Origin of the sequence: Craurococcus roseus, from assembly GCF_039523795.1 — a bacterium.
Lineage (GTDB): Bacteria > Pseudomonadota > Alphaproteobacteria > Acetobacterales > Acetobacteraceae > Craurococcus > Craurococcus roseus.
On record NZ_BAAAFZ010000015.1, the window covers coordinates 121,854 to 147,281 of the forward strand.

Consider the following 25,428-nt stretch of genomic DNA (forward strand, 5'->3'; position numbering starts at 1 on the left):
CCCTCAGGTCGGGTCGGAGGCTGGCCTATCCAAGCCGCGCGAGCCAGACCGTGTGGCCGCCGCACGCCGGGTCCTCCACGGCGTGCGCCGCGACTTCGAAGCCGTTCGCGGCCAGCAGCGCGCGGTACTCCGCAGCGTCGAGGCTCGCGTGGTAGAGCGGTTCGCCGCGGAACTGGACCATCGCCACGCCGTGCGCCGGGCCGCTGGTGAACATCAGGGCGGCGCCCGGCGCGGCGTGCGACCGGAAGACCGGGAACATCCGGCGCTGGTCCCCGGGGCGCAGGTGGAAGAAGCTGTCCCAGGCGAGGAGGCCGCCGAAGGCGCGGCCGAGCGACAGCGCCCGCATGTCCGCGGCGCGCCAATCACCGCGCGGGAAGCGCTCCCGGCAAAGGCCGATCATCTCCGGCGCGGAGTCGATCCCGGTGACGGCGTGACCGTTCTCGATCAGGTACCGCCCGATCGGCTCGGCGGAGCCGCAGCCGATGTCGAGCACCGCGGCGCCCGGGGGCAGGAGCGCCAGGAAGCGGTCGAGCCAGGCGCCTTCGAGCAGCGTGGTGCCGCGGTCCTCCGCCCAAGCGCGGGCGTGCCGCCGGTACAACCCGATGATGCGCTCGGCTTCGCAGGCCACGCGGCCCTACAGCGTCTTGCGGAACCAGATCCGGCTGTGCCCCGGAGGCATGCCGTCCAGCCGGCCGAATTCGGTGTAGCCGTGCCGGGTCCAGAAGTGCGGCGCCTGGAAGCTGAAGGTGTCGGTGTAGGCGTCGGTGCAGCCGCGCGCCCGCGCGATGGCTTCTGCCCGGTCCAGCATGGCGCCGCCGACGCCCTGGCCGCGCATGTCGGGCGCCATCCACAGCCAGTCGATGAACATCCAGTTCCAGTAAGTGAGGCCGAGCAGCCCGCCCTTCACCACAGAGTCGATCCGCGCCAGCACCGTGACCGGCTCGCGGTCGTAGGAACCGCCCATCTCCTGGTTGAAGGCGTGCAGCCCGCGCTGGATGGCGCTGACCGCCTCCATTTCCGGGAACTCGTCCTCGCTGATCTCGACTTGGCCGCCCGCGCTCATCTCGCTCTCATCCGCCGAAGCGCCCCCAGGCCGCCACCGCCACGGTGAGCAGCCCGAGGATGAAGTTGATCGACACCAGTTGGCGAACCTTGTCGGCGTTCGCCGCCGCATCCGCCGTGTTCCCAGCCGCACGCGCCGTCCGGAACGCCCGCCACGGACCGAAGAACAGCGCCAGGTAGATGCCCGCCATCACCAGCCCCGTCAGGTGCATCAGGTGTATGTGCCAGCCGGAGCCGCGGAAGCCGCCGTACCAGAAGAACAGCAGCGCCCAGCCGGTCAGCAGCAGGGCCGGCATGGCGTGCCACACGATCAGGAAGAAGCGCCGCAGCGCGCCCTCGTGCAAGGCGAGCCGCGCCGGCGGTTCCAGCTCCGCGAGCGCCGGCCGCAGCGCCAGGAGCGCGAAGCCCATGCCGCCGACCCAGAGGACAGCGCCGAGGACGTGCAAGGAGTAGAGCAGTTGGCCGAGCATGGCGCGGGGTTTTTCCGTTCAGCGGCGGGGAAACGATGATGACAAGGCGATGACGGCTTCTGCGAGGGCCCGCGCTTCCGCCGCCGCCGCGGAGCGCGGCGCCGCTTCCGTCACCGCGAGGCCGTCGAGGAAGGCCGAGGCGAAATGCGCCCGGTTGCCGAGGCATTGCTCAAGCAGCGGCACCTCCATCTCCTTGAGCGCCGCCGCCACGCGGTCGCGCATCTTGCCTTGCGCGGGCACCCGGTTGAGCAAAGCCCGCAAAAGGCGCTTCTCCTCCGCCGCCAGCCGCCGCGTCCCTTCGCTCGCCCAAAGGTCGGCGGGCGAGGGCTGCACCGGCATGAGCACAAGGTCCGCGGCTCGGATAGCCACCTTGGCATCGGTGCCGGCGTGGGGCGGGGTGTCGAGCACCACGACGTCGTGGCTCCGCCGCAACTTGTCCAAGGCGGTCGGCACACGCCAGCCGGACGGGTGGGCGAAGGAGAGCGACGCCAACCCGTCCGCGCGCCGCTGCCGCTCCTCGTGCCAGCGGGTCACGGAGCCTTGGGGGTCGGTGTCGAGCAACCCGACGCGCCGCCCTTCGGCCGCGAGCACGGCGGCGAGGTTGACGGCCACCGTGGACTTGCCGGACCCGCCCTTCTGCTGCGCCACCGCGACTACGAAAGCCATTCACGCGCCTCCTCCCGGCAGCGGGGGAGGCTAGAGCACGATCGGGTAGGCCGGAACAGGCCGCCGCGACAGCGACGGGGCGACGCGCTCCGCTCCGACGGTTCAGCGGCGTTCGGTCGGGCGCGCCGCTTCGCCGGACGGCGAGCGCTGCGTCGCCGAGGACGGCGTGCTGTTCGGGTCCGTGGGGGAAGGCGTTCCGGACGGCGTCGGGTTGAGCGAGCTGCTGGGCGGCATCTGCGCCCCGGACCCCGTCGCCGACTGCGAGCGGGACGCCCCGGTCGTCGCTTCGGGCTGGCCCGTGTTGTCGCGTTGGAAGAAGAGCACCAGCGCGGCGATGACCGCGATGACGGGGATGATGAGGAAGAGGGGCTTACGCTGCATGGACCTTACCGGGGGTGTTCCGCCACCGTAGCGCGCGAAGCGGCCGGCGGTTCGCCGGCGCCCCTCGTGGGAGGCCTGTGCATGACCCTGGAGCTGCTGACCCCGGCCGAGATGGCGCGGGCCGACGCGGCGGCGATCGCGGGCGGAGTGCCCGGCATCGCGCTGATGGAGGCCGCAGGCCGCGCGGTGGCACGGGCGGCGCGGGCGCGGTTCCGCCCGTGCCGGACGCTGGTGCTTGCCGGGCCGGGCAACAACGGCGGCGACGGCTACGTCGCGGCCCGCCTCCTGGAACGGCGGGGCTGGCCGGTGGCGGTCGCCATCCTGGCGCTCCCGCGGCCCGGCGGCGACGCGGCCTGGGCGGCCGCCCGGTGGCGCGGGCCGGTGGTGCCTTTCGCTCCCGCGGAGGCCCGGCGCGCCGGGCTGGTGGTGGACGCGGTGTTCGGCGCCGGCCTCGCGCGCGACCTGGACGGCGTCGCCGCCGAAACGCTCGCCGCCGCGTCCGCGCCGATCCTGGCGGTGGACGTGCCCTCCGGGCTCGACGGCGGAACCGGCGCGGTGCGCGGCTTCGCGCCTCAGGCGGCGCTGACCGTCACGTTCTTCCGTCGCAAGCCCGGACACCTGCTGCTGCCGGGCCGGAAGCTGTGCGGCGACGTGCTGCTGGCCGACATCGGGCTGGCGGCTTCCGTGCTGCCCGGAGTCGGGCCGCGCGCGTTCCGCAACGGGCCCGGCCTGTGGTCGCTGCCCGCCTTGTCACCTAGCGGCCACAAGTACACGCGCGGCCACCTCACGATCGTCGGCGGCGATGCGATGACCGGCGCGGCGCGCTTGGCCGCCGGCGCCGCGCACCGGGCGGGGGCCGGCCTCGTCACCGTCGCCGCGCCGGACGCGGCCGCGGCGGCGGTCTACCGCGCCGGCGATCCGGCCACGATCGTCTCCGAGGAGCCGGTCCCGGTGCTGCTGGACGACGGGCGCCGCGCCGTGTGGCTGCTCGGCCCCGGACTGCCGCCGACGCCGCGGACGCGCGGGACGCTGCGGCGCGTCATCGACGCGGGCCGCACGGCGGTCGTGGACGCGGGCGCGCTCTTGGCCTGCGCCGACGCGCCGGAAGCGCTCGCGGGCGCCGCCGTGCTCACGCCTCACGCCGGCGAGTTCGCGCGGGTCTTCGGCCCCGTGGGCGGCGACAAGCCGGCCGCCGCCCGCGCCGCCGCCGCGCGCACGGGCGCCGTCGTGTTGCTGAAGGGCGCCGACACCGTGGTCGCAGCGCCGGACGGCCGCGTCGCCATCAACGACAACGCGCCGCCGAGCCTCGCCATCGGCGGCACCGGCGACGTGCTCGCCGGCATCATCGCCGCGCTGCTGTGCCGGGGCATGGCGCCGTTCGACGCCGCTGCGGCTGGGGCTTGGCTGCACGGCGAGGCGGCCCGGCTGCGGCCCGGACCCGGCCTCGTGCCCGCCGACCTGATCAATCTGTTGCCAGGAGCCCTCGCGCACGCAGGCGGCACAGGATTCGGAGATGAAATCGCGCTAGGTTTCACCACGTAAATCGTCGCGAGCAACTGGGACGAGTCCAAGCATGTCCGAAGTCGCCGAGCAGAGCGGCCTATTCGATCGCGCGCTGCGCCGTGTCACCAGCCTTTGGCGCGACATGGCGGAGCGGGTCAGCGGCGCCGAGGAGGATTCGATCGAGGCGCAGATGCGCGCCTGCCTCAACGGCCGCGGCGGCGAGGTGTCCGCGCGCAACCGCGCCGCCAAGCTCGCGCAGGCCTACCTCGCCCTCAACGCCGAGGGGCGCCGCTCCTTTCTGCGGACCCTCGCCGCTTTCGACTCCGACCCGGCCGCCGTCCGCGTCGCCACCGAGCGCTTGGCCGACGCGGCCGACGCCGAAGCGCAAGCCGCGGCCAAGGCGGAACTCCGCCGCGTGCTGGAGCCGCCGCGGCTGCGGCTGCTGATGCAGATCAACACCATCCCGGACGGGGTGAAGTTCCTGGTGGACCTCCACGCCGAGATGCTGCGGGCGAGCGCGGAAGGGGACAAACGCATCCAGGCGCTGGCGACCGACCTGAAGACGTTGCTGGCGAGCTGGTTCGACGTGGGCTTCCTGGAGCTGCGGCGGATAGACTGGTCCTCGCCCGCGTCCTTGCTGGAGAAGCTCGTCCAGTACGAGGCGGTCCACCGCATCCGCACCTGGCGCGACCTCAAGAACCGGCTCGATTCCGACCGGCGCTGCTACGCCTTCTTCCACCCCCGCATGCCCGACGAACCGCTCATCTTCGTGGAGGTGGCGCTGGTGAAGGGGCTCTCCGATTCGGTGCAGCGCCTGCTCGACGAGAAGGCGCCGGTGCTCGACCCGCGCGAAGCGGACACCGCCATCTTCTACTCCATCAACAACTGCCAGCGCGGCCTGGACGGGATCTCCTTCGGCAATTTCCTCATCAAGCGCGTGGTGGAGCTGTTGGGGCAGGAACTGCCCAACGTTAAGGCCTTCGCCACCTTGTCGCCGATCCCGGGCTTCTGCCGCTGGTTGCAGGAGCGCCTGTCCGATCCCGCGGCCAAGCTGCTGACGGACGAGGAAGGGGCGGCGCTCCGGGCCGCGGCCCCGCCGCCGCTCGGCGCGGGGGCGGAGGGCGGCACGGCGGTGGTCGCGGCGGAAACGCCGGCCGAGACCCTGTCGCGCATCTTGAAGCGGCGCGGCTGGACGCGGGAGGAGCGCGTGGCACGAGCGCTGGAACCGGTGCTGACCCGGCTCTGCGCCGGCTACCTGCTCAACGAGGCGGGCAGGAACGGAAGGCGCGCGCGCGATCCGGTGGCCCACTTCCACCTGTCCAACGGGGCGCGGGTGGAACGCATCAACTGGCGCGGCGATGTGTCCGAGAAGGGCCTGCGCGAGAGCGCGGGGCTGATGGTCAACTACCTTTACGACCCTGCCAAGATCGAGGACCACCATGAGGAGTACGTGGGCGAGGGCAGACGCCCCGCGGCGGCGTCCATCCGGCGGCTCGCCCGGGGCTGGAACTGAGGGCGTCCATCCGGGCCGGCGGCCCCGCTGGATTCTTCGCGAGGCATCGCGGGCAGGATGTTGATCGTTCTTATAACGTATTAGAATAACGCCATGACACGCTCCAGCACCACCCTTCTCGGCCTAGCCTCGCTGCTCGGGTTGTTCGGGGGCTGCGCGACGCCGCCGGCCGGGACAGGCGGGCCTGCCGCGTCCCTCCCGACCCGGCCGGCAACTGCGGCGCCGGTCGCGCCCGGGCCGGGGTGGCTTTTGCTTGGGACGCACGGCGAAAGCGCGGTGTTCATGCATCCGCAATCCACACTGCGCGTCGGCTCCTCCGCGTTCATCATGCTCGTCGCGTCGAAGCGGGAGCCGGCGGTGCTTCCGGGCGGAGTCACTGTCGGCTCGTTGAAGGAACGGATCGAGATCGATTGCGAGAAGGCCCGCTACCGCCGCCATGATGGGACCGCGCACCCCGATCAGGTCGCCCTCGGGCCCGTGCTGGGACGGGTGGGGCAGGACCAGTGGAGGGGCGTCGTGCCGAACACGGTCATCGCGGCCCTGGCGGCGGTCGTCTGCTTGGGCACCGCTCCGCCGAACGCCGCGCCCCCGGTCGCGCCCGGTGTTCCCCCGGTGCCCGCGGTGCCACGCTTCCAAAGGAACCGCGGCGGCACGTTCAGCACTTGAGCGCGTTCATCCTGCGGTCGGTGAGGGACGCCTGAGCGGCAACGGCTCCTATCCGGACCGCAATGAGCGGGGGCTTCCGGCCCGGGCCGGCGGTTCACCCCCTTGCCGGGCCCGGCGCAGGGGGGCCACATGCGCCCCGGCAGCGGGGAGAAAACGACATGAACGTCCTGACCGGTCCTGGGCAGGCCACCCAGCCCGCCGTGGACGAGGCGGCCCGGCTGCGGCTGCTGCACGCGTTGGAGCGGAAGCTGCTCTGGCTGTCGGCGTGGATGATCCACCACGCGAACCACATCCGGCCCAACCGGGACGGGTTGAAGGTGGGCGGGCACCAAGCCTCGTCCGCTTCCGTCATATCCATCATGGCCGCGCTTTATTTCGAGATTCTGCGGCCGCAGGACCGGGTGGCGGTGAAGCCGCATGCCGGGCCGGTCTTCCACGCAGTGAATTACCTTCTCGGCCGGCAGGACCGGGCGAAGCTGGAAACGCTTCGGCAATTCGGCGGCATCCAACCTTACCCAAGCCGGGTCAAGGATGGGTCGGAGGTGGATTTTTCCACCGGCTCCGTCGGCCTCGGCGTCGCGCTGACCTCCTTCGGAAGTCTGGTCCAGGATTACGTGCGCCTGCATAATCTCGGCCGCGCCGAACTGCCGGCCGGACGCCACATCGCCATCGTGGGCGACGCCGAGTTGGATGAGGGCAACATCTACGAGGCCCTGCTGGAGGGCTGGAAGCACGACATCCGCAACGTCTGGTGGGTGATCGATTACAACCGCCAAAGCCTGGACTCGGTGGTGCAGGACCGGTTGTTCGGCCGGATCGAAGGCCTGTTCCGCGACATGGGCTGGAACGTCCTCACCCTGAAATACGGCCGCAAGCTGGAAGCCGCCTTCGCCCGGGAGGACGGCGACCACCTCCGCCGCTGGATCGACGACTGCCCAAACAGCCTCTACTCCGCCTTGACCTTCCAGGGCGGCGCGGCGTGGCGGGCGGCGTTGCTGGCCGACCTCGGTCGCATCCCGGGCATCCGCGCCATCCTCGACCCGCTCTCGGACGACGAGCTGAGCGCGCTGATGACCAACCTTGGCGGGCACGACGTCCAGACCCTGTTGGAAGCCTTCCGCACCCAGGACGCCGCTGGCGACCAACCCACCTGCTTCATCGCCTACACGGTAAAGGGCATGGGCCTGCCCTTTGCGGGCCATAAGGACAACCACGCCGGCCTGATGACCAAGGAGCAGATGGCCGGCTTCAAGGCGGGGATGGGCATCCGCGACGGGCGCGAATGGGACCCGTTCGAGGGGCTGGAGCCCTCAGAGGCCGAGCTTCGCGCCTTTCTCAACGCCGTGCCTTTCGCCCGTCCTTTGGCGCCGGAAGGGCGGCGCCTCGTCGCGCCGGCCGTGCATGTACCCGCCTCGTTCCCCACCCCTAAGGTGCCGGCCGGCCGCAAGCTTTCCACGCAGCAAGCCTTCGGCGAGGTTCTCGCGGAGATCGGGCGAGGCGGGGAGGGCGTGGCGGCGCTTGCGTCCCGGATCGTCACCACCAGCCCGGACGTGACGGTTTCCACCAATCTCGGGCCTTGGGTGAACCGGCGCGGCATCTTCGACCGACACCTCAAGAACGACGTCTTCCGCGACGCGAAGCTCGCGTCCGCGCAGCGGTGGGGCATGTCGCCGGAAGGGCAGCATATCGAACTCGGCATCGCCGAGCAGAATCTGTTCCTGCTGCTCTCGGCGCTCGGCCTCGCGCATTCCCTGCACGGCGCGAGGCTCCTCCCCATCGGCACCGTGTACGATCCGTTCGTGAACCGCGGCCTCGACGCCCTCATCTACGCCTGCTACCAGGACGCAAGATTTCTTTTGGTTTCAACGCCTTCTGGCCTCACCCTCGCGCCGGAAGGCGGCCAGCACCAATCAGTCAACACGCCGCTGATCGGCATCGCCCAGGATCGGTTGGCCAGCTACGAGCCCGCCCACGCTGACGAGTTGGCCATCATGATGCGGTGGGCCTTCGAACACATGCAGAAGCCGGACGGGTCCGCGGTGTGGTTGCGCTTGTCCACGCGCGGGCTGGAGCAGCCGGAGCGCAAGCTCGACCCGGCCGCGGTGATCGCCGGCGCTCATTGGGCGGTGCCGCCCGCCGCGGGCGCCCCTATCGCCATCGCCTACCAAGGGCCGGTTGCGCCGGAAGCCTTCGCTGCGTTCGAGCAGCTCCGGGAGGACGTGCCCGAAGCGGGGCTGCTGGCCGTGACGAGCCCGGACCGGCTGCACGCCGAGTGGCTGGCCTCTCGGCGCGGCGCCAGAACAGGCCGCGGCGGCGCGCCCGCGCCCAGCCACATCGAAACCCTGCTCGCGCCGCTCGCCCCGGGTGCGGCGCTGGTGACGGTGCTGGACGGGCACCCGGCCGCGCACGCGTGGCTCGGCGCGGTACGGGGCCAGCGGGTGGTGCCGCTCGGGGTGGACCGGTTCGGCCAAGCCGGCGATCTGCCGGACCTCTACCGGGAGTACGGTCTGGACGTGGACGCCATCCTGGACGCCTGCGCCCAAGCGCTCATCGGTTAGGCCCGCGGGGCCCGACCCACCGCGTCCTTGGAAAGCGGGCCGGGCTGCGCTAAAGCCGACGGCTTCCGGGCCGCGGGCCGGCTCAACGCGGGCGTGGTGGAATTGGCAGACACGCCGGATTTAGGTTCCGGTGGCGCAAGCCTTGGGGGTTCAAATCCCTCCGCCCGCACCATGCGCCGCCCCGCGGCTCCCCCGGCCAACACCCTATTTTGGATAGAACGACGATGCAGGTGACCGAGGTCGCGAACGAGGGCCTGAAGCGGGCTTTTTCTGTGGTGGTCCCCGCGACCGACATCACCGCCGAGCGCGAAAAGCGCTTGGCCCAGCTCGGCAAGGACCTCCGGCTGCCCGGCTTCCGCCCCGGCAAGATCCCGGCGCGGGTGGTGCAGCAGCGCTACGGCCAAGCGGTAATGGGCGAGGTGCTGGAAAGCTCTGTGAACAACGCCACCCAGCGCGTCGTGTCCGACCGCGGCCTCCGCCCCGCGCAGCAGCCGAAGGTGGAGCTGGTGAACTTCGCCGACGGTACCGACCTCGAGTTCAAGGTCGAGATGGAGGTCATGCCGGAGGTGCCGATGCCCGATTTCGCCGGCATCGAGCTGGAGCGGCTGAAGGCGGAACCCGGCGACGAGCAGGTGGACAAGGCCCTGGCGGCGATCGCCCAGCGCAACCGCAAGCTGGAAGACATCGCGGAGGAGCGCCCGGCCGAGGCGGGCGAGGTCGCGGTGTGCGACTTTGTCGGGCGGCTCGTCACGGACGGCGAAGCGGGCGAGCCCTTCCCCGGCGGCTCCGCCACCGACATGCCGATTGAGGTGGCCGGCGAGGGCTTCATCCCGGGCTTCACCGAGCAGCTCGTGGGCATCCGCGCCGGCGAGACCCGCCAAGTCGAAGTGGCCTTCCCAGCCGAGTACGCCGCCCAGGAGTTGGCCGGCAAGGCCGCGCGGTTCGAGGTGACCTGCAAAGCCCTGAAGCGCGCGGTCCTGCCGGAGATGGACGACGCTTTCGCCACCGGCCTGGGTTTCGAAACCGCCGAGAAGCTGCGCGAGACGGTGCGCGAGACGCTGCAACGCGAGTACGACTCCATGTCCCGGATGAAGGTCAAGCGGGCCTTGCTGGATCGGTTGTCAGAGCGGGCGGATTTCCCGGTGCCGCAGGGCATGGTGGACGCCGAGTTCAACGGTATCTGGCAACGGGTCGAGGCCGACATGAAGGCCGGGCGGCTGGACGACGACGACAAGGGCAAGGACGAGGACACCCTCCGCGCCGAGTACCGGGGCATCGCCGAGCGCCGCATCCGCCTGGGTTTACTGTTGTCGGAGATCGGCCGGACCAACAACATCGCCGTGTCGGGCGAGGAACTGGCCCGCGCCATGCGGCAGGAAGCCTCGCGCTACCCGGGCCAGGAACAGCAGGTGGTCGAGTTCTTCCGCAAGAACCCGCAGGCGGCCGAGAACCTCCGTTCCCCGATTTTCGAGGAGAAGGTGGTCGACTTCATGCTGGAGCTGGCCAAGGTGACTGAGCGGAACGTTTCCCCGGAAGACTTGGCGACGGCCGCGTCCGCCGCGGCCTGAGCGCCACGGTTTTGGGTGGGGCTTTCCCGGTCGGGTTCGTGCTACCACATAGGTCCATCAACGAGGCGGCGACTCCTTCCGGGGCGCCGCGCCGCCCTGGGGCGGGGCGATCGAGAGGCCATCACATCATGCGGGATCGCGATCCCTTCGAAGTCTACAACAGCAACCTCGTTCCAATGGTGGTCGAGCAGACCGCTCGCGGCGAGCGCGCCTTCGACATCTATTCCCGTCTCCTGAAGGAGCGGATCATCTTCCTCACCGGGCCGGTGTACGACCAGGTTTCGGCTTTGATCTGCGCCCAGCTCCTGTTCCTGGAAAGCGAGAACCCCAACAAGGACATCGCTTTCTACATCAACAGCCCGGGCGGCGTGGTCTCGGCCGGCTTGGCTATGTACGACACCATGCAGTATATCCGCAGCCCGGTGAGCACCGTCTGCATCGGGCAGGCGGCGTCCATGGGCAGCCTGCTGTTGGCGGCCGGGGCCAAGGACAAGCGCTTCGCCTTGCCCAACGCCCGGATCATGGTCCACCAGCCTTCCGGCGGGGCCCAGGGCCAGGCGACCGACATTGAGATCCAGGCCCGTGAGATCCTGAAGTTGCGGCAACGGCTGAACGAGATCTACGTGAAGCACACCGGCCAGCCGCTTGACGTGATCGAGCGCAAGCTGGAACGCGACAGCTTCATGTCGGCGGAAGAAGCCAAAGAATTCGGCTTGGTGGACCAAGTGGTCGAGAACAGGCCAACCGTTCCCACCGGCGAGACGCCCCGGCCCTGAACGGGTGCCGGAGGGCCATCGCTGGTCGCGGTAACACTCTGGTAACCTGGACGGTCCTTACTGAAACCGGCCGCCTTTGAGCGCGTGCGCCCGGGCCGGGCGCGACGCTTTTCCCCCGATGACAGGGGGGCTACAGTCTTTTCCAGCGTTCCTCCCGGCCGCCGTCCCGGCTGGCCAGGAGGCGGGGAGTGCCCATGAGCAAGTCCGGCGATTCCAAGAACACCCTGTACTGCTCCTTCTGCGGCAAGTCGCAGCACGAGGTCCGCAAGCTCATCGCCGGGCCAACCGTGTTCATCTGCGACGAGTGCGTCGAGCTGTGCATGGACATCATCCGCGAGGAGCACAAGACGCACCTCGTGAAGTCCCGCGACGGGGTACCGACGCCGAAGGAGATCTGCAAGGTCCTCGACGACTACGTCATCGGCCAGGATCACGCGAAGAAGGTGCTCTCCGTCGCGGTCCACAACCATTATAAGCGGCTGGCGCACGGGGCGAAGAACAGCGACGTCGAGATCGCCAAGTCGAACATAATGCTGGTCGGGCCGACCGGCAGCGGCAAGACGCTGCTGGCGCAGACGCTCGCCCGCATCCTCGACGTGCCCTTCACGATGGCCGACGCCACGACCCTCACCGAGGCGGGCTACGTCGGCGAGGACGTGGAGAACATCATCCTCAAGCTGCTCCAAGCGGCTGATTACAACGTCGAGCGGGCGCAACGCGGCATCGTCTACATCGACGAGGTCGACAAGATCAGCCGCAAGTCGGACAACCCTTCCATTACCCGCGACGTGAGCGGGGAGGGCGTCCAACAGGCGCTGCTCAAGATCATGGAGGGTACCGTGGCCTCCGTGCCGCCGCAGGGCGGGCGGAAGCACCCGCAGCAAGAGTTCCTACAGGTTGACACGGCGAACATCCTATTCATCTGCGGCGGCGCCTTTTCGGGCCTGGAGCGCATCATCGCGGCGCGCGGCAAGGGCAGCGGGGTCGGTTTCGGCGCCGAGGTCCGCAGTTCTGACGAGCGCCGCACTGGCGCCATCCTGCGCGAGGTCGAGCCGGAGGATCTGCTGAAGTTCGGGCTGATCCCCGAGTTCATCGGCCGCCTGCCGGTGGTGGCTACGTTGGACGACCTGGACGAGAAGGCGCTGGTCGAGATCCTGACCAAGCCCAAGAACGCCTTGGTCAAGCAATACCAGCGCCTGTTCGAGATGGAGGGCACCAAGCTCTCCTTCACCGATGACGCGCTGCGCTCCGTCGCCACCCGCGCCATCCAGCGCAAAACGGGCGCTCGTGGCCTGCGCTCGATCATGGAAGCGATCCTGCTCGCCACCATGTTCGACCTCCCTGGCCTCGACGACGTGGACGAGGTGGTCATTAACCGCGAGGTCGCCGAAGGGCGGGCCAGCCCCTTGTACATCTACGGGGAACGGGCGGCGGAACAGAACTCGGCTTGAGGCGGGGCTCCCCAAAGGCGGCCCTGATGGCATCGCCGCCCTTTTTCAGCCTTTGTCCGTGTCCAGGCTGACGTGTCGCAGCGTGGCGTCGCAGGTGCTTGTCACGCCGGCTCCGGCGGCCCATTTCCTCCAGAACCCGTGATGCAGCGGGCCGCGCCGTCAACCACTGATTATTTCAGGGCGGCCCGCGCATCGACTGTCCTTCAGCGAGGTCCATAATGGCGGACAAATCAACCCAGGCGGCTCGGGGCGAACTGCTTCCGGTGCTGCCGCTCCGCGACATCGTGGTGTTCCCACACATGATCGTCCCGCTCTTCGTGGGGCGGGAGAAGAGCGTGCGTGCCCTGGAAGCGGTGATGCGCGACAACAAGCAGATCCTGCTCGTCGCGCAGAAGAACGCTGCCCAGGACGACCCGGAGGCTGGCGACCTGTACGGCTTTGGCACGGTTTCGACCGTGCTGCAACTGCTCAAGTTGCCGGACGGCACGGTGAAGGTGCTGGTAGAAGGCGGGCGCCGCGCGCGCATCTCCGGTTACAAGGAGACTGAGGCCTACTTTGAAGCCTACGCCGCTCCTCTGGACGAAAGCGAGGCCGAGCCTCCGGAGGTGGAGGCGTTGGCCCGAACCGTGGTCGGCCAGTTCGAGCAGTACATCAAGCTCAACAAGAAGATCGCGCCGGAGGTGCTGGTTTCGATCAACCAGATCGACGACCCGGCCAAGCTCGCCGACACCGTCGCCGCCCACCTGAGCCTCAAGATCCCCGAGAAGCAGGAACTGCTGGAGATCGTCGGCGTCGGGGCGCGGTTGGAGCGGGTCTTCGCCCACATGGAGAGCGAGATCGGCGTGCTCCAGGTGGAGAAGCGCATCCGGAACCGCGTGAAGCGGCAGATGGAGAAAACCCAGCGCGAGTACTACCTGAACGAGCAGCTCAAGGCGATCCAGAAGGAACTGGGCGAGGGCGAGGACGGCAAGGACGAGGCCGCCGAGCTGGAGGCCCGGATCAAGGCCACCAAGCTCTCCAAGGAGGCGCACGAAAAGGCTATGGCCGAGCTGAAGAAGCTCCGCACCATGAGCCCGATGAGCGCCGAGGCGACGGTGGTGCGCAACTACCTCGACTGGATGCTCTCCATTCCTTGGAAGAAGAAGAGCAAGATCCGCAACGACATCGTCGAGGCGGAGAAGGTGCTCGACGCCGACCACTACGGGCTGGAAAAGGTTAAGGAGCGGATCATCGAGTACCTGGCGGTGCAGTCGCGCTCGCCGAAGATCCGCGGCCCGATCCTCTGCTTGGTCGGCCCGCCCGGCGTCGGCAAGACCTCGCTCGGCAAGTCCATCGCCAAGGCTACGGGCCGGAACTTCGTGCGCATGTCGCTGGGCGGCGTGCGGGACGAGGCGGAGGTCCGCGGCCACCGGCGGACCTACATCGGCTCCATGCCCGGCAAGGTCGTGCAGGGCATGAAGAAGGCGAAGACATCCAACCCGCTGTTCCTGCTCGACGAAATCGACAAGCTGGGCGCCGATTGGCGCGGCGACCCGTCTTCGGCGCTGCTGGAGGTGCTGGACCCGGAGCAGAACTCGACCTTCGCGGACCACTACCTCGAGGTTGACTACGACCTTTCGGACGTGATGTTCGTGACCACCGCCAACAGCTTGCGGATGCCGCAGCCGTTGATGGACCGCATGGAGATCATCCGCATCCCCGGCTACACCGAGGACGAGAAGATCGAAATCGCCAAGCGGCACCTGGTCAGCAAGCAGTCCGAGGCGAACGGCCTCAAGCCGGGCGAGTGGAGCGTTTCCGACGAGGCGTTGCGCGACTTGGTGCGGTACTACACCCGCGAGGCCGGCGTCCGTAACCTGGAGCGCGAAGTGGGCGGATTGGCCCGCAAGGCCGTGCGTGAAATCGTCTCGAAGAAGGCCAAGAAGGTCCAGATCACCGCGGAGAACCTGTCGGACTACGCCGGCGTGCGAAAGTTCCGCTACGGCGAGGCCGAGGCGGAGGACATGGTGGGCGTCGTCACCGGCCTCGCCTGGACCGAAGTCGGCGGCGAGATCCTGACCATCGAGAGCGTGCTGGTGCCGGGAAAGGGCAAGGTGCAGCACACCGGCAAGCTCGGCGACGTCATGCAGGAGAGCGTCTCCGCCGCTATGTCCTACGTGCGGTCGCGGGCGCCCTCCTTCGGCATCAAGCCGACGCTGTTCGAGAAGCGCGACCTGCACGTCCACGTGCCGGAGGGCGCGACGCCGAAGGACGGGCCCTCAGCTGGCATTGCCATGGCCACCAGCATCGTGTCCGTGCTCACGGGCATCCCCGTGCGCAAGGACGTGGCTATGACCGGCGAGGTGACGTTGCGGGGCCGGGTGTTGCCGATCGGCGGCCTCAAGGAGAAACTGCTGGCGGCGCTCCGCGCGGGCGTCACCACGGTGTTCATCCCGAAGGACAACGAGAAGGACCTCGCCGACATCCCGGACAACGTGAAGAAGGACCTCACCATCATTGCCGTGTCCCATGTGGACGACGTGATCGCCAAGGCGCTGGCTAGGCCGCCGGAGGCGATCGAGTGGGAGGAGCCTGCTGAACCACCGGCGACCCCTCGGCTCAAGGACGGGGACGGGGCTGCGGCCAACCTGCCGCACTGACACGGAAACCGAAGGAAGGCCCGGGACGTGTCCCAGGCCTTCTTTTTTGCATGCCGGCCGACGGGTGCTATGCCCGGGCATCGCGGCTTGCGCGCGGGCGCTTAGCTCAGTGGTAGAGCGCCTGTCTTACACACAGGATGTCGGCGGTTCGAACCCGTCAGCGCCCATTCGCCCCAGCATCTCGCTTGACAGGGCACCACCAGCGATTTAGACGCGGCTCCTCGGAAAGCGGGTGTAGCTCAGTTGGTTAGAGCGCCGGCCTGTCACGCCGGAGGTCGCGGGTTCGAGCCCCGTCACTCGCGCCACTTTCCCATCTTCTGAGCAGACACCGAGCGCCTTCTGCGAGCGTGCGAATTCCGGGCGCCGGCGGCGTTGCGTCCCCTTTACGTTCTGGTGTCACGCGACCACTTTCGGGGTCCGATAACGAGCGCGGCCCTGTGGCGCAGGATCGCCGTCGCGGCTAACCTCCGCCTCCCATGCCGAGGCGGGCCGCAGCGCGCGGCGCGACCGTCCGGTCTTGCGTCGCGACCTCACCGCGCCTGAGCGGCGCCAACAAGGGCGGAGAAGGACATGACCCAGCCGTTGCTGGCTGAGTACTTCCCCATACTCGTCTTCCTGGCCGTGGCCGGCGGGATCGCCGCGGCCATGGTGGGAGGCAGCCTTCTGCTGGCCCGGCAAAAGCCGTACGCGGAGAAGCTCTCCACCTACGAGTGCGGCTTCGAGCCGTTCGACGACACGCGCCGGCGCTTCGACGTGCGGTTCTACCTCGTCGCCATACTGTTCATCATCTTCGACCTGGAGGTCGCCTTCCTGTTCCCCTGGGCCATCGCGCTCGGCGACGTGGGTTGGTTCGGCTTCTTCTCCATGATCGGCTTCCTGGCCGTCCTGACGGTCGGGTTCCTCTACGAATGGCGCAAAGGCGCCCTGGATTGGGAGTAGCTCCCGGATGAGCGCACACACCGCCGCCGACCTCTCCATGGAGCCTGGGCTGCCGTCGCGGCAGCAGGAGCACGCCGCGACGGAAGCGCTGGCCTGGAACCGCGAGGGATTGCCGCCAGGGCCGGCGCAGGACGCCGTGGTCAAAGGCATCACGGGCGAGATCGCCGACAAGGGTTTCGTGGTCGCCAACCTGGACAAGCTGGTGAACTGGGCCCGCACGGGCAGCCTGTGGCCGATGACCTTCGGCTTGGCGTGCTGCGCTGTGCCGATGATCCACACCTACATGGCGCGCTACGACCTCGACCGCTTCGGCATCTTCCCGCGCGGCTCGCCGCGGCAGTCGGACGTGATGATCGTCGCCGGCACGCTGACCAACAAAATGGCGCCCGCGCTGCGCAAGGTCTACGACCAAATGTCGGAGCCGCGCTGGGTGATCTCCATGGGGAGCTGCGCCAACGGCGGCGGCTACTACCACTACAGCTACAGCGTGGTGCGCGGTTGCGACCGCATCGTCCCGGTGGACATCTACGTGCCGGGTTGCCCGCCGACGGCTGAGGGCCTGCTCTACGGCATCCTGCAACTGCAGAAGAAGATCCGGCGGGAGGGGACCATCCTCCGTGGGTGAGCTTTCGACGGCGGTCGCCGCCGACCTGGACGCGATCGGGGAGGCGCTGCGCGCCGCCATGCCGCACGGGACCGTGCGCGGCATGGAGGTGGAGCGCGGCGCGGAACTGGTTTTGCGCATCCGCAGCGAAGGGCTGCTCGACGTCATGGCGATGCTGCGCGACGCGCCGCAATTCGCCTTCGAGCAGCTCATGGACCTCGGCGGCCTGGACTGGCCCGAGCGCCCGCTGCGCTTCGAGGTGGTCTACAACCTGCTCAGCCTGTCGCGGAACCAGCGCGTGCGCGTCGTCACCGAAGTGGCGGACGGCGGCTCGGTCCCGAGCGTCGCTGGCCTCTGGCCGTGCGCCACCTGGTACGAGCGCGAAGCCTGGGACATGTACGGCATCGTGTTCGAGGGCCAGACGGACCTGCGCCGCATCCTCACCGACTACGGTTTCGAGGGCCACCCGCTTCGCAAGGACTTCCCGCTCACCGGCTACGTGGAGGTCCGTTACGACGAGGAGCGGAAGCAGGTGGTCTACGAGCCTGTCAAGCTTATGCAGGATTTTCGCAACTTCGACTTTCTCTCGCCTTGGGAGGGCATGACCACGCTGCCCGGCGACGAGAAGGTCCACCAGAACCGCATCGAGGGCCCGAAGCAGCCATGAGCGGCACCGCCATTGCGACCCCCGGCCCCATCCCCGACGTGCGCTCCGACACGGCCCCGGATGAACGCCGCACGATCGAGGTGGACAACCACACCCTCAACTTCGGCCCGCAGCACCCTGCGGCGCACGGCGTCCTGCGTCTCATCCTTGAGATGAAGGGCGAGGTCGTGGAGCGCGCCGACCCGCACATCGGCCTGCTGCACCGCGGCACCGAGAAGCTGATCGAGTACAAGACCTACCTCCAGGCGCTCGGCTACATGGACCGCCTGGATTACGTCTCGCCCATGTGCATGGAGCACAGCTTCGCCATCGCGGTGGAGCGGCTGCTCGGCATTGAGGCCGACGTGCCGCGGCGCGGGCGGGTGATCCGCACCATGTTCGCGGAGATCACGCGCATCGCCAACCACCTGCTCAACATCACCACCTACGCGCTCGACTGCGGCGCCATCACCCCGTCCTTCGGCGGCTTCGAGCAGCGCGAGCACCTCCTGGAATTCTACGAGGCGGTCGGCGGCTCGCATTACCACGTCAACTACTTCCGGCCCGGCGGTGTCGCCAAGGATCTGCCGCCCGGGCTTGAGGAGCGCATTCGCGTTTGGTGCCGACAGTTCCCGGCCTATGTCGAGGAGCTGGAGTCGCTGCTGACCGAGAACCGCATCTTCAAGCAGCGGACGGTGGACATTGGCGTGATGACGCCGGAGCAGGCGATGGAGTGGGGCTTCAGCGGCCCCTGCCTCCGCGCCTCCGGTTGCGCCTGGGACCTGCGGAAGTCCCAGCCTTACGAGATCTACCCCGAGCTGGACTTCGACATCCCTGTCGGCCGGCACGGCGACTGCTACGACCGCTACCTCGTCCGCGTGCGGGAGATGCTGCAGTCCTTGCGCATCGTCGAGCAGTGCCTGGAGCGGCTGGAGCCCGGCCCGGTGCGCATCCGCGACTTCAAGATCGCGCCGCCGCCACGGCGCGACATGAAGCGCTCGATGGAGGCGCTGATCCACCACTTCAAGCTGTACACGGAAGGCTACCACGTGCCCGCCGGCGCAACCTACACCGTGACCGAGGCGCCCAAGGGCGAGTTCGGCGTCTACATGGTGGCCGACGGCACCAACCGGCCGTACCGCTGCAAGATCCGCGCGCCCGGATACGCCCACCTGCAAGCGATGGAAGCGCTCTCGAAGGGCCACATGCTGGCCGACGCGGTCGCCATCATCGGGTCGCTCGACATCGTCTTCGGGGAGATCGACCGTTGAGTGGCGGCGGCTACGACGACGCGCGCCGGAGCGGCGCCACCACCATAGCGGGCGGGCACGGGCGTGGCGGCCAGGAGATCGGCGGCGGCTTCGAAGCCACGCATGCGACCGGCAACGCGAACGAGGTAAGGGATCAGCCGACGAACTTCGCCTTCGACGCGGAGAGCGAGGAGGCGCTCGCGACCATCGTGAAGCGCTACCCACCGGGAAAGCAGGCCAGCGCGGTGATACCGGCGCTGTACCTCGTGCAACGGCAGATGAAGCGCCAGACGGGTGTCGCCTGGGTGCCCCGCGTCTCCATGGACGTGGTGGCGCAGCGCCTCGGCATGCCGCCGATCCGCGTCTACGAGGTCGCCACCTTCTACTTGATGTTCAACACCAAACCGATCGGCAAGGTGCACCTCCAGGTCTGCGGGACGACGCCTTGCTGGCTGCGAGGCTCGGACGAGGTGCTCCGCGCCTGCAAGGACGCCGGGCACCTGAAGGGCTATGGCGACACCAGCGAGGACGGGATGTTCACGCTCACCGAGGTGGAGTGCCTCGGCGGCTGCGTGAACGCGCCGATCCTGCAAGTGGACGACGACTACTACGAGGACCTCGACTACGACCGCACCGTGGCGCTGCTGGAGGCGCTGCGGCGGGGCGAGCGTCCGCAACCGGGCTCCACCACCGGGCGCCAGACCAGCGCGCCCGCGGGCGGGCCGCTGACCCTCATCGACGTACCGGGAGAGTAGGGGCATGGCCCTCTCCGACAAGGACCGCATCTTCACCAACCTCTACGGCCTGCACGACTGGCGGCTGGAAGCGGCGCGCCGCCGCGGCCATTGGGACGGCACGGCGGGGCTCATCGCCAAAGGCCGTGACTGGATCATCAACGAGGTGAAGGAGTCGGGCTTGCGCGGCCGCGGCGGCGCCGGCTTCCCGACCGGCATGAAGTGGTCCTTCATGCCGAAGAAGTCTGACGGCCGCCCGCACTACCTCGTCGTGAACGCCGACGAGTCCGAGCCCGGCACCTGCAAGGACCGCGACATCCTGCGGCACGACCCGCATACGCTGGTGGAGGGCTGCCTCCTCGCCGGCGTGGCGATGGGCGCCCACGCCGGCTACATCTACGTGCGGGGCGAGTACTACAACGAGCACCTCGTGCTCCAGGCCGCGATCGACGAGGCCTACGCCGCCGGGCTGCTCGGCCCCAATGCCTGCGGCGCCGGCTGGGATTTCGACCTCTACGTCCACCGCGGCGCCGGCGCCTACATCTGCGGCGAGGAGACGGCGCTGATCGAGTCGCTGGAGGGGAAGAAGGGCATGCCGCGCCTGAAGCCGCCCTTCCCGGCGGCGGTGGGCCTTTACGGCGCGCCGACCACGGTGAACAACGTCGAGACCATCGCCGTGGTGCCGACCATCCTGCGGCGCGGCGCCGAGTGGTTCGAAGGCTTCGGCCGGCCGAAGAACTCCGGCACCAAGATCTTCTGCATCCAGGGCCACGTGAACAAGCCCTGCAACGTGGAAGAGGAGATGAGCATCCCGCTCCGCGAGCTGATCGAGCGGCACGCGGGCGGGGTGCGCGGCGGCTGGGACAACCTGCTCTGCGTCATCCCCGGCGGCTCCTCCACGCCGCTGATCCCGAAGGAGGTGTGCGACACCGTCCTGATGGACTTCGACGCGCTGCGCGAGCACAAGACCGGCCTCGGCACCGCCGGCGTCATCGTCATGGACAAGTCCACCGACCTCATCAAGGCCATCGCCCGCCTGTCGCAGTTCTACAAGCACGAGAGCTGCGGCCAGTGCACGCCGTGCCGCGAGGGCATGGGTTGGGTGAAGCGCGTGATGGACCGCATGGTGGATGGCCGCGCCGAGGTCACCGAGATCGATGTGCTGGAGCAGGTGACGCGCCAGATCGAGGGGCACACCATCTGCGCCCTCGCCGACGGCGGCGTGTGGCCGGTGCAGGGCCTGATCCGGCACTTCCGGCCGATGATGGAAGAACGCATTGCCGACTACAAGGCGCGGAAGGGCGCGGGCGCCGCGCCGCCGTTGCCGATGGCGGCGGAGTAGGGACATGGCCAAGGTCACGGTCGACGGGATCGAGGTGGAGGTACCGAACGGCGCCTCCGTACTCCAGGCTTGCGAGGCCGCGGGCAAGGAGATCCCGCGCTTCTGCTACCACGAGCGGCTCTCGGTCGCGGGCAACTGCCGCATGTGCCTCGTGGAAGTGGAGAAGGCGCCGAAGCCCATCGCGTCCTGCTCCTACCCGGTGGCGGACGGCATGAAGGTGTTCACCGACACGCCGATGGTCCGCAACGGCCGCCGCGGCGTGATGGAATTCCTCCTCATCAACCACCCGCTCGACTGCCCGATCTGCGACCAGGGCGGCGAGTGCGACCTCCAGGATCAGGCGGTGGCCTACGGCATGGACCGCAGCCGCTTCCAGGAGGGCAAGCGGGCGGTCAAGGACAAGTACGTCGGCCCGCTGGTCAAGACCATCATGACGCGCTGCATCCACTGCACGCGCTGCATCCGCTTCTGCACCGAGGTCGCCGGCGTGCCCGAGCTGGGCGCCATCAGCCGCGGCGAGGACATGGAGATCGGCACCTACGTCGAGAAGGCGCTGACCACCGAGTTGTCGGGCAACCTCATCGACATCTGTCCGGTCGGCGCGCTGACCAGCCGGCCCTACGCTTTCGTTTCGCGGCCATGGGAGCTGCGGCACACGGACAGCGTGGACGTGCTCGACGCCACCGGCGTGAACATCCGCGTCGACACGCGCGCGGGCGAGGTGTTGCGCATCCAGCCGCGCACCAACGACGAGGTCAACGAGGAGTGGCTGCACGACCGCGGCCGCTTCTCCTTCGACGGCCTGAAACGCCGCCGGCTCGATCGGCCGTGGGTGAAGCGCGACGGCAAGCTCCGCCCCGCCACCTGGACCGAGGCTTTCGACACGATCGCCGCCCGCATGAAGGGCATTCCGGGCGAGCGCATCGGCGCCGCGGTGGGAGACTTGGTGGACGCCGAGGCGATCGTCGCGCTCAAGGACCTCATGGCGGCGCTCGGCAGCCGCAACCTCGAATGCCGGGTGGACGGTGCGGCGATCGACGCTTCGCGCCCGGATTTCTGGCGCTTCAACACCACCATCGCCGGTATCGACGAGGCCGACGCGCTGCTGATCGTCGGCAGCAACCCGCGCCAGGAAGCGCCGGTGCTGAACGCCCGCATCCGCCGGCGGACGCTCGCGGGGCCGTTCCCCGTGGGCTACGTCGGGCCGCGCGGCGTGAATCTGACCTACGGGCACGAGTGGCTGGGGGAGGGACCGGCGACGCTGCGCGCGCTCCTCGACGGATCGCACACGTTCAGCGAAGCGCTTGGGCGCGCGGAGCGGCCGATGCTGATCCTCGGCCGCGGCGCCCTGGCGCGCACCGATGGCGCCGCGGTGCTCGCCGCCGCGTGGCAGGTCGCCGTGCGCCACGACATGCTCAGGCCGGACTGGCACGGTTTCAACGTCTTGCAGCTCTTCGGCGGGCAAACGGCGGCGCTGGAGCTCGGCTTCGTGGCGCCGCCGGACATGGCGCCGCCCGGGCCGCCGCAGGCGCTTTGGCTGCTCGGTGCCGACGGCTTCGACGCGTCGCGCATCCCCGCCGACACCTTCGTGGTCTACCAAGGCCACCACGGCGAAGCCGCGGCGGCACGGGCCGACGTGATCCTGCCCGGCGCGGCCTACACCGAGAAGGAAGCCACATGGGTGAACACGGAAGGGCGCGCCCAGCGCGGCCGCCTCGCCGTATACCCGCCGGGCGAGGCGCGCGAGGACTGGAAGATCATCCGCGCCGCGAGCGAGGTCCTGGGCGCGCGCCTGCCCTACGACACCCTGGCCGCGGTGCGGGCGCGCTTGGCCGAGGCCAGCCCGGTGTTCGCCCGGCCCGACCGCGCCGAGCGCCGGGGCTGCGACGACGTGGCCGGGCCGGCTGGCGACCCGTCGGCAATGTCGGACACGCCTTTCGCCCTGCCGATCACCAACTACTGGCAGGCGGACGTGATCAGCCGCGCCTCGGAGACCATGGCCGAGTGCGCCCGCGTGCTGCTGCCGGCGACGGCTCCGGCCGCGCCGATGGCGGCGGAGTAGGGCGGCGATGGAGGGCTTCCTCTCCACGCCGGTCGGCGTGCTCGCCATCACCCTGGCGCAGACCCTGGCGCTGCTAGTGCCAGTGCTGCTCGCCGTCGCCTACCTGACGCTCGCGGAGCGCAAGGTGCTGGCGGCCATGCAGCTACGGCGCGGCCCGAACGTGGTCGGGCCGTTCGGCCTGCTCCAGCCCTTCGCCGACGCGATCAAGGCGGTGATGAAGGAGACCATCGTGCCCTCGGGCGCGAACCGGGCCCTCTTCATGTTCGCGCCGATGCTCACCTTCATGCTCGCCATGCTGGCCTGGGCGGTTATCCCTGTGAACGACGGCTGGGCGATCGCCGACATCAACGTCGGCATCCTCTATCTGTTCGCCATCTCGTCGCTCGGCGTCTACGGCGTCATCATCGCCGGCTGGGCGAGCAATTCGAAGTACGCCTTCCTCGGCGCGCTCCGCAGCGCGGCGCAGATGGTGAGCTACGAGGTCTCGATGGGCTTCGTCATCGTGACCGTGCTGATGTGCGTCGGCTCGCTGAACCTGTCGCAGATCGTCCGGGCGCAGGAAACGGTTTGGTTCTTCCTGCCGCTCTTCCCGATGTTCGTGATCTTCTTCATCAGCACGCTGGCGGAGACCAACCGGGCGCCCTTCGATCTGCCGGAGGGCGAGAGCGAGCTGGTCGCCGGGTTCTTCGTCGAGTACAGCGGCATCAGCTTCGCCATGTTCTTCCTCGGCGAATACGCGAACATGATCCTGATGTCGGCGCTGACGACGATCCTGTTCCTCGGCGGCTGGCTGCCCCCAATCGCGGCCGAGCCCTTCACCTGGGTACCCGGCCCGGTCTGGTTCGCGCTGAAGATCGCCCTGGTCCTGTTCGTGTTCATCTGGGTCCGCGCGACCTTCCCCCGCTACCGGTACGACCAGCTCATGCGGCTGGGCTGGAAGGTGTTCCTGCCCTTCAGCCTCGTGTGGCTGGTGCTGACGGCGGCGGTGCTCAAGCTGACCGGCTGGGTGCCGGCGTGAGGAGCTGACCACCATGGCCACCACCCTGGACCGCGTCGCCCGTGGGTTCCTGCTCACCGAGCTGTTGGGCGGCATGTGGACGACGTTGAAGTTCTTCTTCCGTCCCAAGGCCACCATCAACTACCCATACGAGAAAGCGCCGCTGTCGCCGCGTTTCAAAGGCGAGCACGCGCTGCGCCGCTATCCCAACGGCGAGGAGCGCTGCATCGCGTGCAAGCTGTGCGAGGCCGTCTGCCCCGCCCAGGCCATCACCATCGAGGCCGAGCCGCGCGAGGACGGCAGTCGCCGCACCACGCGCTACGACATAGACATGGTGAAGTGCATCTATTGCGGGTTGTGCGAGGAGTCCTGCCCGGTGGACGCCATCGTGGAAGGGCCGAACTTCGAGTTCTCGACCGAGACGCGCGAGGAACTGCTCTACGACAAGGCCAAGCTCCTCGCCAACGGCGACCGCTGGGAGCCTGAGCTGGCGAAGCGCCTGGAGCTCGACGCGCCCTATCGCTGACGCCGCCGCCGGGGTATGGCGCCCCGGCGTTGCGGTTTAGAGGAAGACCATGATCACCGCGCTCGCCTTTTACGCCTTCGCCGCCGTGCTGATCGCCAGCGCGGCGATGGTGGTGACCTCGCGCAACCCGGTCCACAGCGTCCTGTTCCTGATTCTCGCCTTCTTCAACGCGGCTGCGCTGTTCCTGATCGCGGGCGCGGAGTTCCTGGCGATGATCCTGGTCATCGTCTACGTGGGCGCCGTCGCGGTGCTGTTCCTCTTCGTCGTGATGATGCTCGACATCGACTTTTCGCGGCTGCGCGAGGGCTTCCAGCGCTACGCGCCGTTGGGCGCCCTGATCGGCGGCATCCTCTTCCTGGAGTTGGTGTTCGTGTTCGGCGCCTGGAGCTTCGCGGACCCGGCCGGGGAGCTTCGGCTGTCCTCCCCGATGCCGGCGGACGGCGTCAGCAACGCGGAGGCGCTCGGGCGCATCCTCTACACCGACTACGTGTACCTCTTCCAAGCGGCCGGCCTGATCCTGCTGGTGGCGATGATCGGCGCCATCGTCCTGACCTTGCGGGAGCGCCCCGGCACCAAACGGCAAGACATCGAGGCGCAAATCGCCCGCTCGGCGGCGGCGACCGTCAACCTGCGCTCGGTGCCCACCGGCGCCGGGCTCGCCCGCGTCGGCATCGAGCGCCCGCCGTCGCCGGAGGAGGCGCGGCCGGCCGCCCCGGCCATCGCGCACGAAGGGCACGGCGCGGGGGGCCACCACTGAGATGACGATCGGCCTGTCGCACTATCTCACCGTCGGCGCCATCCTGCTCGTCCTCGGCGTGCTTGGCATCTTCCTCAACCGGAAGAACATCATCGTCATCCTGATGTCGGTGGAGCTGATCCTCCTCTCGGTGAACCTGAATTTCGTCGCCTTCTCCTCCTCCCTGGGCGACTTGGCGGGGCAGGTCTTCGCCATGTTCGTGCTCACCGTCGCCGCCGCAGAGGCGGCGATCGGGCTCGCCATCGTCGTGATCTACTTCCGGAACACCGGGAGCATCGAGGTCGAGGACGTCTCGACCCTGAAGGGCTGAGGCCAACC

24 protein-coding genes and 3 tRNA genes are annotated in these 25,428 nt (G+C 69.0%); 22 read left to right on the top strand and 5 right to left on the bottom strand.

The genetic code is table 11. From position 1 onward, the window contains the following. Window positions 1–25: 25 nt before the first annotated feature. The 5 genes from ABD067_RS07940 to ABD067_RS07960 form a co-directional block, all read right to left on the bottom strand. Window positions 26–628, bottom strand: coding sequence for a class I SAM-dependent methyltransferase (locus ABD067_RS07940; RefSeq protein WP_343894687.1), 603 nt, complete (start codon window positions 626–628; stop codon window positions 26–28). 6 nt (window positions 629–634) lie between these two features. Further along, window positions 635–1,063, bottom strand: coding sequence for a GNAT family N-acetyltransferase (locus ABD067_RS07945; RefSeq protein ID WP_343894688.1), 429 nt, complete (start codon window positions 1,061–1,063; stop codon window positions 635–637). A gap of 7 nt (window positions 1,064–1,070) precedes the next feature. Beyond that, entirely contained in the window at window positions 1,071–1,532 is a 462-nt protein-coding gene (locus tag ABD067_RS07950) for a CopD family protein (protein ID WP_343894689.1), read from the bottom strand. An 18-nt stretch (window positions 1,533–1,550) separates the two neighbouring features. Next, a complete protein-coding gene (gene parA, locus ABD067_RS07955) occupies window positions 1,551–2,198 on the bottom strand; it encodes a ParA family partition ATPase (RefSeq protein WP_343894690.1) in 648 nt (215 codons plus the stop codon). Between the two features lie 102 nt (window positions 2,199–2,300). Beyond that, window positions 2,301–2,579: a hypothetical protein gene (locus tag ABD067_RS07960; RefSeq protein WP_343894691.1), complete on the bottom strand. Its 279-nt coding sequence runs from the start codon at window positions 2,577–2,579 to the stop codon at window positions 2,301–2,303. A gap of 81 nt (window positions 2,580–2,660) precedes the next feature. Here ABD067_RS07960 and ABD067_RS07965 point away from each other — a divergent pair, with 81 nt between their 5' ends. The 22 genes from ABD067_RS07965 (at window position 2,661) to nuoK (ending at window position 25,420) form a co-directional block, all read left to right on the top strand. Beyond that, window positions 2,661–4,121 carry an NAD(P)H-hydrate dehydratase gene (locus ABD067_RS07965; RefSeq protein ID WP_343894692.1) on the top strand — a complete coding sequence of 487 codons (1,461 nt, stop codon included), beginning with the start codon at window positions 2,661–2,663 and terminating at the stop codon, window positions 4,119–4,121. A 31-nt stretch (window positions 4,122–4,152) separates the two neighbouring features. Beyond that, window positions 4,153–5,595, top strand: a complete 1,443-nt coding sequence (locus ABD067_RS07970; RefSeq protein WP_343894693.1) for a malonyl-CoA decarboxylase domain-containing protein — start codon at window positions 4,153–4,155, stop codon at window positions 5,593–5,595. 93 nt (window positions 5,596–5,688) lie between these two features. Continuing rightward, entirely contained in the window at window positions 5,689–6,261 is a 573-nt protein-coding gene (locus tag ABD067_RS07975) for a surface-adhesin E family protein (protein WP_343894695.1), read from the top strand. Window positions 6,262–6,419: 158 nt separating this feature from the next. After that, a complete protein-coding gene (locus ABD067_RS07980) occupies window positions 6,420–8,819 on the top strand; it encodes a 1-deoxy-D-xylulose-5-phosphate synthase N-terminal domain-containing protein (protein ID WP_343894696.1) in 2,400 nt (799 codons plus the stop codon). 87 nt (window positions 8,820–8,906) lie between these two features. Further along, window positions 8,907–8,991: transfer RNA gene (locus ABD067_RS07985), tRNA-Leu, on the top strand. 52 nt (window positions 8,992–9,043) lie between these two features. Continuing rightward, entirely contained in the window at window positions 9,044–10,387 is a 1,344-nt protein-coding gene (gene tig / locus ABD067_RS07990; RefSeq protein WP_343894697.1) for a trigger factor, read from the top strand. Window positions 10,388–10,515: 128 nt separating this feature from the next. Continuing rightward, window positions 10,516–11,163, top strand: coding sequence for an ATP-dependent Clp endopeptidase proteolytic subunit ClpP (gene clpP / locus ABD067_RS07995; protein WP_343894699.1), 648 nt, complete (start codon window positions 10,516–10,518; stop codon window positions 11,161–11,163). A gap of 194 nt (window positions 11,164–11,357) precedes the next feature. Beyond that, window positions 11,358–12,614: an ATP-dependent Clp protease ATP-binding subunit ClpX gene (clpX, locus tag ABD067_RS08000; protein ID WP_343894700.1), complete on the top strand. Its 1,257-nt coding sequence runs from the start codon at window positions 11,358–11,360 to the stop codon at window positions 12,612–12,614. 218 nt (window positions 12,615–12,832) lie between these two features. Then, window positions 12,833–15,253: an endopeptidase La gene (gene lon, locus ABD067_RS08005; protein WP_343894701.1), complete on the top strand. Its 2,421-nt coding sequence runs from the start codon at window positions 12,833–12,835 to the stop codon at window positions 15,251–15,253. Window positions 15,254–15,348: 95 nt separating this feature from the next. Further along, a tRNA-Val gene (locus tag ABD067_RS08010) sits at window positions 15,349–15,420 on the top strand. Window positions 15,421–15,481: 61 nt separating this feature from the next. Beyond that, a tRNA-Asp gene (locus ABD067_RS08015) sits at window positions 15,482–15,558 on the top strand. Window positions 15,559–15,823: 265 nt separating this feature from the next. Continuing rightward, a complete protein-coding gene (locus tag ABD067_RS08020) occupies window positions 15,824–16,192 on the top strand; it encodes an NADH-quinone oxidoreductase subunit A (RefSeq protein ID WP_343894702.1) in 369 nt (122 codons plus the stop codon). Between the two features lie 37 nt (window positions 16,193–16,229). Then, a complete protein-coding gene (locus ABD067_RS08025) occupies window positions 16,230–16,817 on the top strand; it encodes a NuoB/complex I 20 kDa subunit family protein (RefSeq protein WP_343894741.1) in 588 nt (195 codons plus the stop codon). Then, a complete protein-coding gene (locus ABD067_RS08030) occupies window positions 16,810–17,463 on the top strand; it encodes an NADH-quinone oxidoreductase subunit C (RefSeq protein WP_408871519.1) in 654 nt (217 codons plus the stop codon). The genes ABD067_RS08025 and ABD067_RS08030 overlap by 8 nt, the downstream gene beginning before the upstream one ends. Further along, complete coding sequence (locus tag ABD067_RS08035) at window positions 17,460–18,713, top strand: NADH-quinone oxidoreductase subunit D (RefSeq protein ID WP_343894703.1); 1,254 nt, start codon at window positions 17,460–17,462, stop codon at window positions 18,711–18,713. Before ABD067_RS08030 ends, ABD067_RS08035 begins: the two co-directional genes overlap by 4 nt. Before the next feature lie 77 nt (window positions 18,714–18,790). Next, window positions 18,791–19,447: a complex I 24 kDa subunit family protein gene (locus ABD067_RS08040; RefSeq protein ID WP_343894743.1), complete on the top strand. Its 657-nt coding sequence runs from the start codon at window positions 18,791–18,793 to the stop codon at window positions 19,445–19,447. Between the two features lie 4 nt (window positions 19,448–19,451). Next, window positions 19,452–20,768 (top strand): NADH-quinone oxidoreductase subunit NuoF, encoded by a 1,317-nt coding sequence (nuoF, locus tag ABD067_RS08045; RefSeq protein WP_343894704.1) that lies wholly within the window; start codon window positions 19,452–19,454, stop codon window positions 20,766–20,768. 4 nt (window positions 20,769–20,772) lie between these two features. Next, window positions 20,773–22,830, top strand: coding sequence for an NADH-quinone oxidoreductase subunit NuoG (gene nuoG, locus ABD067_RS08050; protein WP_343894706.1), 2,058 nt, complete (start codon window positions 20,773–20,775; stop codon window positions 22,828–22,830). Between the two features lie 7 nt (window positions 22,831–22,837). Beyond that, window positions 22,838–23,848 carry an NADH-quinone oxidoreductase subunit NuoH gene (gene nuoH, locus ABD067_RS08055; protein ID WP_343894707.1) on the top strand — a complete coding sequence of 337 codons (1,011 nt, stop codon included), beginning with the start codon at window positions 22,838–22,840 and terminating at the stop codon, window positions 23,846–23,848. Between the two features lie 13 nt (window positions 23,849–23,861). Beyond that, on the top strand, window positions 23,862–24,353 hold the full coding sequence (gene nuoI / locus ABD067_RS08060; RefSeq protein WP_343894708.1) for an NADH-quinone oxidoreductase subunit NuoI: 492 nt from the start codon (window positions 23,862–23,864) through the stop codon (window positions 24,351–24,353). Window positions 24,354–24,402: 49 nt separating this feature from the next. Further along, window positions 24,403–25,110 (top strand): NADH-quinone oxidoreductase subunit J, encoded by a 708-nt coding sequence (locus ABD067_RS08065; protein WP_343894709.1) that lies wholly within the window; start codon window positions 24,403–24,405, stop codon window positions 25,108–25,110. 1 nt (window position 25,111) lies between these two features. Beyond that, entirely contained in the window at window positions 25,112–25,420 is a 309-nt protein-coding gene (gene nuoK / locus ABD067_RS08070; RefSeq protein ID WP_343894710.1) for an NADH-quinone oxidoreductase subunit NuoK, read from the top strand. Window positions 25,421–25,428 lie beyond the last annotated feature (8 nt).